General features: G+C 43.4%; 10 protein-coding genes and 2 pseudogenes. 5 read left to right on the forward strand and 7 right to left on the reverse strand.

Going from position 1 to position 13,675, the window contains the following annotated elements; genetic code table 11:
- Window positions 1-83: 83 nt before the first annotated feature.
- Together pdsS and pdsR are read right to left on the reverse strand one after the other, a co-directional pair.
- The gene (gene pdsS / locus RGE70_RS07205) at window positions 84-2,270 is read right to left on the reverse strand and encodes a proteobacterial dedicated sortase system histidine kinase (RefSeq protein WP_310470814.1); all 2,187 of its coding nucleotides are present in this window, start codon (window positions 2,268-2,270) and stop codon (window positions 84-86) included.
- Window positions 2,271-2,273: 3 nt separating this feature from the next.
- The gene (gene pdsR, locus RGE70_RS07210; RefSeq protein ID WP_310470815.1) at window positions 2,274-2,966 is read right to left on the reverse strand and encodes a proteobacterial dedicated sortase system response regulator; all 693 of its coding nucleotides are present in this window, start codon (window positions 2,964-2,966) and stop codon (window positions 2,274-2,276) included.
- 282 nt (window positions 2,967-3,248) lie between these two features.
- Between pdsR and pdsO the strand changes: the two genes are divergently transcribed.
- Genes pdsO through RGE70_RS07225 form a run of 3 tightly spaced genes read left to right on the forward strand, consistent with a single transcriptional unit; the run spans window position 3,249 to window position 7,013 of the window.
- The gene (gene pdsO / locus RGE70_RS07215; protein WP_310470816.1) at window positions 3,249-4,007 is read left to right on the forward strand and encodes a sortase-associated OmpA-like protein PdsO; all 759 of its coding nucleotides are present in this window, start codon (window positions 3,249-3,251) and stop codon (window positions 4,005-4,007) included.
- Complete coding sequence (locus RGE70_RS07220; RefSeq protein WP_375087912.1) at window positions 3,973-6,303, forward strand: marine proteobacterial sortase target protein; 2,331 nt, start codon at window positions 3,973-3,975, stop codon at window positions 6,301-6,303. The genes pdsO and RGE70_RS07220 overlap by 35 nt, the downstream gene beginning before the upstream one ends.
- Window positions 6,300-7,013 (forward strand): class GN sortase, encoded by a 714-nt coding sequence (locus RGE70_RS07225; protein ID WP_310470818.1) that lies wholly within the window; start codon window positions 6,300-6,302, stop codon window positions 7,011-7,013. Before RGE70_RS07220 ends, RGE70_RS07225 begins: the two co-directional genes overlap by 4 nt.
- Before the next feature lie 55 nt (window positions 7,014-7,068).
- On the opposite strand, the gene RGE70_RS07230 is transcribed toward RGE70_RS07225, so the two are convergent.
- Complete coding sequence (locus RGE70_RS07230) at window positions 7,069-8,094, reverse strand: GGDEF domain-containing protein (protein ID WP_310470819.1); 1,026 nt, start codon at window positions 8,092-8,094, stop codon at window positions 7,069-7,071.
- 224 nt (window positions 8,095-8,318) lie between these two features.
- Between RGE70_RS07230 and RGE70_RS07235 the strand changes: the two genes are divergently transcribed.
- The gene (locus RGE70_RS07235; protein ID WP_310470820.1) at window positions 8,319-9,917 is read left to right on the forward strand and encodes a M28 family metallopeptidase; all 1,599 of its coding nucleotides are present in this window, start codon (window positions 8,319-8,321) and stop codon (window positions 9,915-9,917) included.
- Window positions 9,918-10,013: 96 nt separating this feature from the next.
- Here the strand turns inward: RGE70_RS07235 and RGE70_RS07240 are convergent.
- The 3 genes and pseudogenes from RGE70_RS07240 to RGE70_RS07250 form a co-directional block, all read right to left on the reverse strand.
- Window positions 10,014-10,163, reverse strand: a pseudogene (locus tag RGE70_RS07240) (ISAs1-like element ISSba1 family transposase); the annotation flags it as partial.
- 9 nt (window positions 10,164-10,172) lie between these two features.
- Window positions 10,173-10,349 (reverse strand): annotated as a pseudogene (locus tag RGE70_RS07245) (transposase family protein); the annotation flags it as partial.
- Window positions 10,350-10,446: 97 nt separating this feature from the next.
- Window positions 10,447-11,319 (reverse strand): DUF481 domain-containing protein, encoded by an 873-nt coding sequence (locus RGE70_RS07250; RefSeq protein WP_310470821.1) that lies wholly within the window; start codon window positions 11,317-11,319, stop codon window positions 10,447-10,449.
- Window positions 11,320-11,758: 439 nt separating this feature from the next.
- On the opposite strand from RGE70_RS07250, the gene RGE70_RS07255 reads away from it, so the two are divergent.
- Window positions 11,759-12,631 carry a DNA ligase gene (locus tag RGE70_RS07255; RefSeq protein ID WP_375087937.1) on the forward strand — a complete coding sequence of 291 codons (873 nt, stop codon included), beginning with the start codon at window positions 11,759-11,761 and terminating at the stop codon, window positions 12,629-12,631.
- 74 nt (window positions 12,632-12,705) lie between these two features.
- Here RGE70_RS07255 and RGE70_RS07260 read toward each other — a convergent pair whose 3' ends face one another.
- Complete coding sequence (locus RGE70_RS07260) at window positions 12,706-13,623, reverse strand: LysR family transcriptional regulator (RefSeq protein ID WP_310470823.1); 918 nt, start codon at window positions 13,621-13,623, stop codon at window positions 12,706-12,708.
- Between the last annotated feature and the right edge of the window lie 52 nt (window positions 13,624-13,675).

Genomic DNA, 13,675 nt, shown 5'->3' on the forward strand with positions numbered 1-13,675 from the left:
CTAAAGTGAAGTGTAAATTCATATCTCAAAAGTGACAAAAATAAAGGCAATAAGCTTGGGCGCTAGGCTGACCTGTAGCGCCATTAAACGGATTTTTCTTTACTGATGGGCAGTTCAATTAACATCTCTACGCCAGACTCGTCCCCATGGTTACCAGTGCGATTGCGGGCGCGGATCTTGCCTTGGTGAAACAAACAGATTAATCGCGCAATGTATAAACCTAGCCCCAAGTGTGGTTTATCTTGTACTTGCTGAGATCTAACGGACACCATTGATTCAAAAATCTGTTGTGACATATTTTCAGGTAAAGCAGCCCCTGTGTTGGCAATGGACAGGTAGGCGGTTTTGGCTCTGCAGTTAAGGCTGACTTCTATGGCACTGCCTGGATGACTAAACTCTAATGCATTTGCAATGAGCTTATCCATCAATTGTGCAATGTATTCTGGAACGCCATCGACCCACATGGGTTGTGAGTCGATATCGATTTTAAATAACTGCTCAGGGTAGGTCATTTGGTAGCCTTGCATACAACCACTAATGACTTTTTCTAACGGAAAAAGTGACTTTTCTGCATGGGTTAAACTCTCTTCTAAACGGGTGGCTTCGCTCATGTTATTAAGGATCATATTTAAGCGGTTGACCCCTTCTTGTGCCCGGTCAACATATTTTCGGCTATCGGAGGTTAGCGTTTGCAGCCCAAGGTGCTCTAACGACGATCGCACTACGGCGACCGGAGTGCGTAGCTCATGCGATAATCTCGAAGACATGTTTTCTAAGTAGTGTGTATATTGCCCGAGCCGGCTTACAATGCTGGCAAAGCTACGGGAAAGATCGCCGATCTCATCGCGCACTTTAGAACCTTTAATGGCTTTTTTGATGCGACCTTGGGTATCAATTGCTTGTTCAGCTTCATCACGCAGTTTACGAATGCGACTAGAAATATTAGAGGCAAAAAAGAATAGTGCTAATGTGCCCATACTCATAATGGTCAAAATAACATTAAACAGCTTCTCTAACGCTTTGTTGCGCAAAGTGCGGATCCCATGGGTAGTTTCTTCTGCAATCACCACGCCCATCACTTTGTCGTCAATCCAAATGGGGCTTGCTGCGGCTAATACTACAGCTTTACTATCGGGGGTTAGTCGCCATGTTGAACCTTGTTTCCCGCTGAGAGCAAGATTGATATGGCTACCTTGCAGTACGGTTGAATCTTGCAAGGAGTCGATAAAGTCTTTAGACGGAATGGTTAGAATTTTATAATACAGCGGGTACAAGTATTGCTGTTTGAATTTGTCCCAAGGGTTAGTGCCTTCTTTTTCGATGGTTGAACGAGACCACACACTATTGTCAGAGCGAATATCTCCTGATTTAGCCAGTACACGACCATGCTTATCAACCACCCATATGCGTGAGCTGTTGTGCGCCATACCTTTGATAATGTTTTCTATCTCAGGTGAGGGCACGAGTACCGTGCCGAGTTTAGCTACGTCATCAATGGCTGATGTACCCACAATTGCGTCTAACTGACGCACGCTGCCTTGGTTGACGTCATAAATGGCAAAGCCTAATTTACTACCAACCATATGCAGCGGGATCCGCAGTTCAACATTGTAGCCATTAGCGGTTTTATGCCATTGACCTTGAATTTTGACTTCGGGGGTGACTGGTGTGGTTAATGCGGGGTCTTCTGGAAGCTCAAAAGCGCTGATCCAACCATCTTGGGTGGTCGCGACAATATAACGGCGAAACTGGCCGTCGGGTGCTAGCGTTGCAATCGCGATATGATCGTTTCTATCAATACTTAAACTGTTTTTCCCACGGTAAATAACGCTCGGATCGGTGACTTCAAAAAAGCCATATAAATAACCGGCATACTTGCCCACCATGTGGGTAAAGCCAACGTTTAATGGAGTGTCTTGCTCGCGTTTATACACTTGGTAATCATTTGCGTAATACAGTGAACGATGCCGATAAGGCTGCCAGTCATTTAACTTTCCATCGAGCTGAATAGGACCTGCTAACGGGTAAGCATATAAGTCTCGACCTTTTTCAACTTGAGTTAAAAAGCTGGCTTGGCTGTCGAACAGTTTTGGTCGTTCATGCAAGGCGGTTGCTAGTGCTTGAGTGGTTCCTTCGAGCGTTTTTTCTTGGCCAAGACGCAGGTATTTTTCCATCTCCCACACATACTCATAGCCGAGCCAGGGCAGACACAGTAAAAAAAGCGATAATACACCGACCTTTGCGCGCAGCCCGATAGGTAAATTAAACATAGCTTAACTCTGTGCGTCCCATCGGTAACCCATGCCGTACACGGTATCAATGCAATTAAACGTAGCATCTTGTGCGATAAACTTTTTACGGATCCGTTTAACATGTGAGGTAATGGTCGAGTCATCGACAAATATTTTGGCTTCTTGCATCAGCTCTTGGCGTTGTTTTACATGACCTGGACGTTTAGCCAAGGCGTGCACCATCCAAAATTCAGTGACGGTTAGCTCTATATGGGCATTGCCCCAATAGACCTGCATACGATTAACATCAATGGATAACAAGCCATGTTCGATAACGGGGCTGTTATCACTGCAGCTGTCTTTAAGTTCTGAACGGCGAAATAGGGCAGCGAGGCGTGCAATTAAGTGCGGAAAGCTCACGTCTTTACTGAGGTAATCATCGGCGCCTAGTCGTAGTCCACAAACAGTGTCAAAGTCGCTGTCTCTGGCGGTCAAAAAAATAATGGGTAAGGTGCTCGACATGGCTCTAAGTGATTGGCATAACGTAAACCCACCGTCGATTTCATGCTCTAAACCAATATCGATAATTGCTAAATCGGGTAACCGAGTATTAAATGCTCGCATGGCTTCTGGGCGGTTTGCGTATGCTTGTACGCAGTAGCCTTGCTGCTGCAACACATCTTTATAGTTTTCTCTAATGGCAACTTCATCTTCTACTATCGCAATTCGTTTCATGGTGGCTGACTTATAGCGTTACTTCAGTAATTAATTGTGACTATACATCATTTTTGCGCTGTTTAAAGGTCGTGCAAGCGATTGCCATTTTGTTGCCACATTTGATATTTAAATTGCCACGTTTGCTCCCTTTTACCGTCATTTGGCTCGGGTTTAATAGCGGTATTGAAATTACGCCACAGGTTAATTACTGACTATCAGATGGTTTAACAACTGATAGCGAAATAGTTAGCCACTGGCATTAACCACTTGATAAGAGTGAATACTGAAAAGGGACAAATTATGAAACAGCATGTAATCGCAACATTAGTGATGACCTCAATAGCACTTTCAGCTCCAGTGAGCGCAACTGAAAGCATCGATATGGTTGACCATACCGAGCGCAGCCATAACGAAGAACTGATTGGTGTTGGCTCGGGGGTTGTAGTGGGAGCGTTAGCAGGCGGGCCGGTGGGCGCAATTATTGGTGCGTTAGCGGGAGGTTTGTTAGGTAAATCTGTTGGTGACGATGATGAAATCAAAATCCAGCAAGAGCTATTAGCCAGCAAAAATACCCAACTAGTTGAGCTTAATGAGCAAAATCAATCATTGGTGGCATTATCTGCACAGTATGAAGTGGCCCAGCAGCAATTAACTGAGCTAAAAATGGCACAAGAGCAAAAACTAACTGAGCTTGCATTAGGGCTTAATGTGCAATTTAAAACGGGTTCATCGTCAATCGAGCCACACTTTGCACTGCAGCTTGATGATGTCGCGTACGCCATGTCGTTGTCTCCAGAATTAACACTGGATTTAACCGGGTATGCAGATAGACGCGGTGATAACGATTATAACCAAGCGCTGTCTGAACAACGCGTTGCTGAAGTGACCAACTACTTAGTTGAACAAGGTGTTTCAAGCGAGCGCTTACATCATCAAGCTTATGGTGCGAGCTCACCGTTAACGGCAGAGCAGAGCTTTGAAAATGACTTTTTCGATCGTCGAGTGACGCTAAAGTTGCAGTCACATGATCAAGCGCTTGCTGCGAACCCAGCTCGATAATTTTGCTACGTTTTTAACCCCGCTACAGCTTCATGTCGCAAAGCGATTTACCGACTTTAGATCGCTTTGCGCTGATAAGGACAACAACATGCTTAGGCAAATGAAGGGGATGTGCCCCCAGCCAACATTACCGTACCTTTGGTTTCTATCACTTTATGTTTTGCTGAGTTTAACCGTCACGGCGCAACCGCTTGAGCATGATGTGATGAGTGAGAAAGGATTGCTAGTTGATGATATTCAGCAGGGCAGTTTGATAACGGTCGATACTCTTGGACATGAAAGAGTGTCACTGCCAATGGTCACCGAGGTCAGTATGCAAGTGTCGGGTTGGACTAATCGCGTATTAGTGCGGCATGAGTTTTATAATGCTCAGCCACTTTGGCTTAATGGTGAATATGTGTTTCCTTTGCCCAATTCTGCCGCTGTTGATGGGCTTAAGCTAATCATTGGCGACAGAGTTATTGAAGGTGAGATTAAGCCTAAGCAAACGGCCAAAGCCCTGTTTAACGCAGCTCAAAAAGCGGGTAAAAAAGCCAGCTTGTTACAACAAATAAGGCCTAATCTGTTTAGTGCGAAAGTGGCCAATTTGGCCCCCGGTGAAACATTAATAGTGCAGCTAAATTACCAACAGCAGGTGGATTATGAGCAAGGCCAATTTAGCTTGCGATTTCCGATGGTGGCAGCGCCGCGATACCAACCAGGCTCGGTAAGATCTAGCACGGCTTTCGCGCTCGCTAATCAAGGCGAAAGTCAACATGTTAATTATGCCGCTCCAGTTGATACCGCTATCAGTGATGAGAATAACACCGAGTCTAAACCGTTTAACCGTGTAGATATTGATATACAGCTTGATGCCGGTATGCCAATTAATGACATCGATAGCCCTTATCATCAAGTCGTCGTGAGTCATCAAACAGACAATAAAGCGCATATAAGCCTCACTGCGGCTAAAGCTAATAGTGACTTTGTTCTTAATTGGCGGCCACAAGTTGGCCATGCTCCAACTGTTGCCACTTTTAGTCAGCAGGGGAAAAGTTATCCTAATGCTGGCAGTGGTAAATCTAGTTATAAACACAGTGCCAATACGCAATATGCGTTAATGATGCTCATGCCGCCCAAGGCAAGCAATATCAAAGCGGTGGGCACTGCGCGAGAACTAATTTTGGTGATAGATACTTCAGGCTCAATGTCCGGAGAAGCACTAGAGCAGGCTAAAGCTGCCATTATTTATGCGTTAGAGGGACTCGACAGTCACGACAGTTTTAATGTCTTGCAGTTTAACTCACAGGTGTATGCATTTTCAGAGCAATCGGTTAAGGCAAATACTCGCAACGTAGCAATGGCAAAAAGTTATGTGGGCAACTTATATGCTGACGGTGGCACCGAGATGGCGCTGGCGTTAAATAAAGCCCTTGTTCAACCTATGGGGCAAGCTGCACCAGGGCTAGGTTTACGGCAAGTTATGTTTGTGACCGACGGAGCCGTTGGTAATGAAGCGCAGTTATTTAACCAAATTAGAAATCAACTGCAGCGCAGCAGACTGTTTACAGTCGGTATAGGCTCTGCACCCAATAGCCACTTTATGGAGCGAGCCGCTGAGTTTGGCCGTGGTACATACACTTATATAGGTAAGCAATCAGAAGTAAAAAGTAAAATGGTCGCAATGCTCGATAAACTGCAGCAGCCCACTGTGACAGACGTTGAACTGCGCTTTGCTGATGGCACTGTTCCAGATTATTGGCCAGCAACTATTCCCGACTTATATGCACATGAGCCGGTAATGGTCGCAATAAAATTGACAGACTTTGATGATAGACAGCTGGTGGTAAGTGGCAAACTTGCCGGTCAGCTTTGGCAGCAACCAGTGTTGATTGCAACGGACAGCTCCGCAAAAGGCTTAGATCTGATTTGGGCAAGAAAAAAAATTGCGGCATTAGAATTGTCAAAAGAGCGGGCAAACCGAGACAGAATTGAAGCCAATATAACGGCTATTTCGCTCAATTACCATGTGATGAGTGCGTATACCAGTTTGGTCGCAATCGATAAAACTCCAGTACGGTCAAAAGGCGTTACTCCTACTGACGCGCGCGTGGTGCCGCACACTCCTAAGGGGTGGCAACGATTGCCGCAAACCGCTACCAGTAGTGTTGCGTTTATGCTTTTTGGCGCGGTATTACTTGGACTGTCACTTCTTTATGGTTTGTCATTTTATCGCGGTAGCAGCAAACGCCACCCTTTAAAACGCGCTAAGTTGAAACAAAACCAACAGCGTCATATGGCAAAGGATTGCGTATGACCACCATTAAAATTGACCAGGCTCATACTTGCTGCACAGCTCAAGCTTTGCAACGGACAGCGCAGCGCTATCATATTGGCATTACGGTTATATTATTTATTTTAGGGGCAGCGTTTTTAGCCCAAGGGGGTTACATGCAAGCTAAAGCATACTTTGCTCAGTATCTAATTGAGCAAGCGTGGCAACAAACCTTGAAAGACCAACAACACCATAAGCCTTGGTCATGGGCTGACACGCACCCGGTCGCTAAGCTTGAATTTATTACCGTGCCGGTTAAAAACGTAGCAGGTGAGCAGCGAAACTTACAGAGCAACAGTATTAGTGATAAAGCGCATAACCCGACCTTATACGTGCTATCTGGCGCATCTGGACGTAATCTCGCTTTTGGACCAGCGAAGTTATTGTCATCTGCAAAAGTAAATAGCTTGGGTAATACGGTAATTGCTGGGCATAGAGATACCCACTTTGCCTTACTTAAAGGCACGCAAGTTGGTCAGCAAATGATCTTACAAAATGCGGCAGGCGTTGAAGTTTTGTATCAAGTGAATGCTATACAAGTGGTGCATGAAAGTGACCTATCAGTTATGGCAGAAACTGGACAAGCGCAGTTAACGCTTGTGACTTGCTATCCGTTTGATAGCCTCGTTGCAGGTGGGCCAATGCGTTATGTGGTCACGGCTGTACCACTTGATAAAGTAGAGGCCATTTAGCGAGAGCAATTAAAACCTATAACATAATCAAGTAACAAAAAGCGCTTTAACCCATTTAATGACTCATCGGCATGACGCGGTTACGTCCAAGGCGCTTTGCTTCATACAGTTGCTTAGCTGCTCGTTCAATTAAGGATGAGTCGGTGTCATGCTCTTGGTATTGGGCCACGCCAAATGAGGCTCGTATATTATCAACTCGCTGATCTTTGCGTTTATCTTTTAAAACTAACTTTTCAAGACTACGGCGCATAGAATCAGCCAGTTGTCTGACTCTGTTCAGTTGACTTTTAGGGACCAAAATAGCAAATTCCTCGCCGCCGAAACGGTAAAGCTTGGTGCCTTCTTTACAGCTTTCATCAAGCCTGCGTGTGACGGCTTTTAATACTTGGTCACCAAGCTGGTGGCCATAAGTGTCATTAAACACCTTAAAGTGGTCAATGTCGGCAATGATTAAACACAACCCTTCAGGAGATTGATTAACGAGTCCCCTGATATCTTTATTAAATGCTCTTCTATTTAATGCGCAAGTTAATGCGTCGAAATACATTTCATGTTCAGATTGCTTTAGCTGATACTTAAGTTGTTCTATCTCTGACTGTGCATGTGCTAATTGCTCGGTAAAATGCTGGGTGCTGTTTTTAATATCAAAAGCGTCGCTTACTAGGTTTTTAACTAACGATAACACCTCATCAATAGAGAAACCTTCGTTTTCAATCTTGTTTAATTTGTCAAAATTAGTATTAATTTTGCTTTGGTATTGATGAGCGTCGCTGTTGGTGTCTTTTAATGATTGAGACAGCTCTGTCACCATCGCATCGAGGTTTTGCCGCATGTCAATTACATCCAGCTCAACGGGATCAGCGAAATACGTTTGGTGTAGGCGTTCACTATGGCTTGGCGGGCAAGTGTGGTATTGAGTGACGACTTCATCTAACTGCCGATTCAGCTCGGGACGACCTTGACCAACATAGGCATACCACAAAGCGTAATTAGTCGGTGTAGTAGGAATATGGTGCTTGAGCATTAAGGGGATAGCTTTTTTTAATTTAGCTGCAGCAACCCTTAGTAATTCATTCGACATGCATTTTACCTTAACTTAATCAACTAACTCACTTTGGAAATATTATGTAAATGAGAGGTGGCGACATTGTACATTTTAATTGACCATTCTATTATGATTTACCTTAGTGAGTAAGTGTTTAGTTCGATTAATCCGCAGTTTGGTAAGAGAAAATGCTGAAAGTGATAGATAGAGACTAAAAAAGCAGTAAATCAAAATAAAATGAAAAACCAAAAGGATTAGCAGTGAAAAGAATTATTCTAGCAAGTCTATTGTCCGCATTGATACTGCCACAATTGGCTCATTCAAATGACAAAAGCATTAATTTTGATATTGATAAATATCGTACCCATTTAAAAACACTCGCCAGTGACGAATATGGCGGCCGTGCGCCGTTGTCGGCAGGTGAGGCATTAACGATTAACTATATTGAAACTGAATTTAAAAAGTTAGGTTTACAACCTGGCTTTGGTAACCAGTATTTGCAGCCTGTGCCATTAGCTAAAGTCACAGCCGATCAAAATATGACACTAAAAATTGGCTCAGCTAAGTTAACCAGTGGCAGCGAGTTTACCGCCCGTACTCAGCAAATGAATGACAAAGTAAGCTTAAACAACAGTGAAGTTGTATTTGTTGGTTACGGTATTAATGCACCTGAATATAGTTGGAACGATTATCAAGGCATAGATGTAAAAGGTAAAACCGTTATTGTGTTGGTTAATGATCCTGGCTTTGCAACGCAAAACCCAGATTTATTTAAAGGCAATGCCATGACCTATTATGGCCGCTGGACATATAAATATGAAGAAGCGGCAAGACAGGGCGCTAAAGCGGTGTTTATTGTGCATGAAACTGCACCTGCCGCTTACGGGTGGGGCGTGGTTGAAAACTCAAACACTGGCAGTAAATTTACCTTAGTCGATGACAAAAATAACCAAAACCAAGTTGGGGTGATGGGCTGGATCCAACACAAAAATGCACAACAAATTTTTGCTGATGCGGGGCTAGACTATGAAACCGAAAAGCAAAGAGCTGCTAAAGCTGGCTTTAAGGCTAGGCCGTTAAACACAACGGCTAACTTAACGCTTAACAACACGATTGAGCGCGCCAAATCTTATAACGTTATGGCACTGCTACCTGGCAGTGAGCGCGCCGATGAAATGGTGGTTATGCATGCCCACTGGGATCACTTAGGCACAAATATCGATGATAAGGGCGTTAAGCACATTTTTAATGGTGCAGTTGACAATGCCAGTGGTGTGGCTGGGGTACTTGAGCTGGCAAGAATGTTTACCTTAAAAGCCAAAACCAAGCCTTTTAAACGCTCTATATTATTTAGTTCGTTTACGGCAGAAGAAACGGGTCTAATTGGTGCGCAGCATTTTGCTAAGCAGCCGCCGCTCCCGACAAAGAAAATCGTGTCATTTTTAAATATTGATGGCATGAACGTCAATGATAGCGTTGATTACATATTACGTTATGGTGAGGGCGTGTCTGAAATGGAGTACTACCTTGACAATGCTGCTAAGCAGCAAAGCCGTTTTGTTAAAGGCGATCCTAAGCCACAAAATGGCCTGATGTATCGCTCTGATCATTTTGCATTAGCCCAAGAAGGTGTTCCAGGTTTAATGTTTATGAGTCTAGGTGACAACGATCCTGACTATATCGCGCATAAATACCATAAAGAAGCTGATGACTATGATCCTAACTGGACACTTGGTGGTGTTCGACAAGATCTAGGGTTAATCGCTGATATTCTCGCGACTCTGGCCAACAACAAAGACTGGCCAAAGTGGTTAGAAGAGTCAGATTTTAAAAATAGACGCGCGCAAGACGGCAGATAATAGATGAGCAATATACACAAAATATAACGCTGTTGACTCAAACGGTATATATAGCAGGGCGACAAAAATTTGATTAATCACTTTTTGTCGCCCTGTTTTAGTTGGCTTGCTCGCTTTTATCGGATGTTGCTGCAGAAGATTGCGTGCAATACGGCCGAAACAGTACCATCTTTTTGCATTTTCACGGTTACCAATGCATGAGGCACCTTCTTTAAAAGTAATGTCGAGTACCCTGTGCTGTTGGTTATCGCTGTCTCGACGCTGCCGTAACGACTCAAGCTTCTCGGTGCCAAATACGTTAATAGACTTCCAACCATCGCCCCCAGATGCAGTGGCTGCAAGCATCACAAAGGTAATATCATCCAAATTGTGGTCCAGATTAATGTGAGAGTGAGGGATTTCGATGATTTCAAAATGGATGAACAGTGACATACGGAAACGGAACGATAGCTTAATATGCCCGTTCAGATCGCGCTCAGCGGGAAGGTTCAACTGGTTAACAACGCAGTTAAGCGTATAGACTAAGAGGCTAAAACTGATAACTCACCGACAGCATCGGTCCAGTAAAACTGTAATACATATTGTAATCTGCAATTTTCATATCTGAATTTTTGATAGTAGATGTATATTCAACATCTACTTCGTAGTAATTAAATGCGGCGCTCATATGCCAGTTATCTGTAATCGCAGCTTCAATACCAAGCCTTACATCAAACAGAGCACCCTTGAGGTTGTCTAACTTAACGTAAAAATATTGCGCGTGGCCACTGAAGGTTAACTTAGAATTGATTTGATAACTGCCGTAGACCCCTAAGTCTGGTAATGGCGCAGTGACTTTATCATCGACAATTTTGGGAATGGTTACTGAATCAGGGCACTGAGCTTCAATGTTATCTTCACAAATCCCAATATTGCCTTTAAACGCTGTCTCGATAAACATAACGTGTAAGCCAATGGAGAAACCCACTTCATATTTATCACCCTGCCAAACATCATAGCCGTAACCAATTCTAGCAATATCAATGTTTAAGGTTGTATCGAGTGAGATACCATAATTAACGTTGTAGGTGGTTTCGTCCCAGGTAAATTGGAAGGGCTTTTCGACGGATTGGGTGTTTGCACTGCGGTGAAGCTGTTTCCAATCGGCATAAAAGTTGTGTCGATCATCGAATTGATAAACAAATTCGAAAAAGGGCAGAAACCGAGAGTCACTAAGCTTTAGATCTTGCTCAAAGTCTAGCGAGAAATTATTGCCGAGCAGAGGATCGTTGACATCAATATTAGAGTCCGAATTTGCGTAAAAACCGCCCACACGTACAGTGGTGTCATTTTCTGCTTTGACACTATAACTGTTCATCAAAGCCAATGACGTGGCAGTGATTAATGTGACACTTTTAAACACTAAAAGTCACTCCGCAATCCTTTGTCGTTTTCCCGTAGCTAAATCAAGTTAACTATATCGGTTGATCAAATCTGAGTTTAACACTAAATACACAAATGTGAATAATTTGTTGTTATTTAGGTTTTTATGTTTCAACGGGCTAACAGTGAGATGTCAGTTGCTTTGGGTATATAACCTAGCTCAAATGCTTATATTTAAAGTTTTGATGCTCATTTTTATAGGTAATCAATTGATTGTAATAGTTTTACTCTGTTCTGAACGACTGCGAATGCTATCTATCCTAAATATTAAAGAGAGTATGCTAGTTGAAAATTGGCGGGCTGGCTGATGCACAGCGCTTGTCATTTCAACAATTATGTTGATGGAATTTGCAGGTAGTAAAACTAGACTTTGGCTGCAATGACGCAGTTTATGGCAGGTTTTAGGAGCAAAAGTGGAAATGTATTTTTGTAAGCGTAAACGGAGATCGCGCTTTGTTAGACGACGTAGTTTTTTGGCAAGTTTACTTATTGTGTTTTCGTTAGGGTCTATTGCTGCAAGCCCACCTATTCAATTACCCAAAGAATACAAACAGCAACATATTGGCGAATTATCAGATTATTTAATTAGTGAGAAACTCGATGGTGTAAGGGGGTATTGGAACGGTACACATATGCTGTCCCGTTCAGGGCGGATAATCAATATACCTAAGTGGTTTGTAGCGGCATTTCCGCGGTTTCCAATTGATGGTGAGCTATGGATTGGGCGTCATCAATTTGAACAAGTATCAGCTATTGTTCGCCAAAATCAGGCGTCTAAATCTCAGTGGTTACAGGTGAGGTTTATGGTGTTTGATCTGCCAGCAGAGGTAACTCCTTTTGAGCTGCGCTACCAAAAGGCGCTGACAGAGCTAACTAATATTAGTGAATACCTTAAGGTGATCCCACAATTTTCGATTGCCAAGCAGCCACAATTAGATGAAGCCCTCAATAAAGTGATAGCACTCAACGGTGAGGGGTTAATGCTGCACCGTAAAGATGCGCTGTACCAAGTTGGTCGCAGCAGTGACATTGTAAAATTAAAGCCGGTTTACGATGCCGAAGCCACAGTATTGGCGCATTTACCCGGTAAAGGAAAATACCGAGGGATGATGGGGGCGTTAAAGGTCGAAAGCCAGCAGGGAATACAGTTCAATATAGGTAGTGGTTTTTCTGACCAAGAGCGACGGAACCCACCTGCAGTTGGCAGTGTGATTACCTTCAAATATTATGGATATACACAAAAAGGTACGCCCCGTTTTGCCAGTTTTCTTCGGGTTAGGGTTGCTCAGTAGTCTTGTTAACTCATGATAGGGGGTAGCATCCTTGCTTTAATATTTAATCGATAACTTAACGTCGAACAAATAGGTTATTGATTGTAAAGATCTGCAGCTCTAGAACATAAGCCTCTAAACCAGCGATGACTAGGGTCATTAGTGCGTGAAGAGTGCCAAAACATGGCGACTTCAAGCGGCTCTGTGAGAAAGGGTGTATCAAGCCCTTTTAAATCAAAAATTTTAGTATATTGTTCAACGGCGGTTTTAGGAATGAGACCAATGTAGTCGGTGCGCATAATTACTGGCAGCATCTCCATTATACTACTGGCTTGCCAGGCAACTTTTCGCTTACCTAATACCCCTTCATGCTTTAAGCCACGATCGTTGAGGTAGCCATCGTTCTTTTCATGCTGTGAATGTGTCACATGTTTTTCGTGTAAGAACTCTTCAAGTGAGATCTGGTTGCTTTTAAGGCGAGGGTGATCTTTACGACAAAGCAGTTGCAGTGAATCTTGCATGATGACCTTAGAACGTAAATTAGAGCGCTGATTCGTCACGACTTCAATGATTAAATCACATTGCTGCGACCTTAATTCATTAGTCATGTCTTGACCTAAAAACGGCTCTGTTTTAACGCTGGCTAATGGGGCTTCTGCACTCATCAATGCACTTAATTCAGGTAGTAATGTAAAACCAAATACACTGAGTGAGCTGATGCCAAACTGGCGAACACACTCGGCTGGAATAAAGTTTTTATGCTCTGGCAGCATATGCGCAATGCTTTCCACAGAACTGGCTAAAGTGGGGTAAACATCCATTGCTAGCGGGGTAGGGGTGATACCGTGACTACCTCTAATGAATAACACATCTTCAAAAATATCTCGAAGGCGATGCACACTTTGGCTGACCGCCGACTGGGTAATCCCGAGTCTTTTTGCAGCCTTAGTGAAATTTTTTTCTTCGAAAATCGCGACAAATGTCGGGATTAAACTATAATCTGAATGCTTCATATTCTAATGTCCAGTTTTAAATGGCGTGGGTGATATAAGATATCTTATACCA

Source organism: Shewanella youngdeokensis (assembly GCF_033180165.1).
Classification (GTDB): domain Bacteria; phylum Pseudomonadota; class Gammaproteobacteria; order Enterobacterales; family Shewanellaceae; genus Shewanella; species Shewanella youngdeokensis.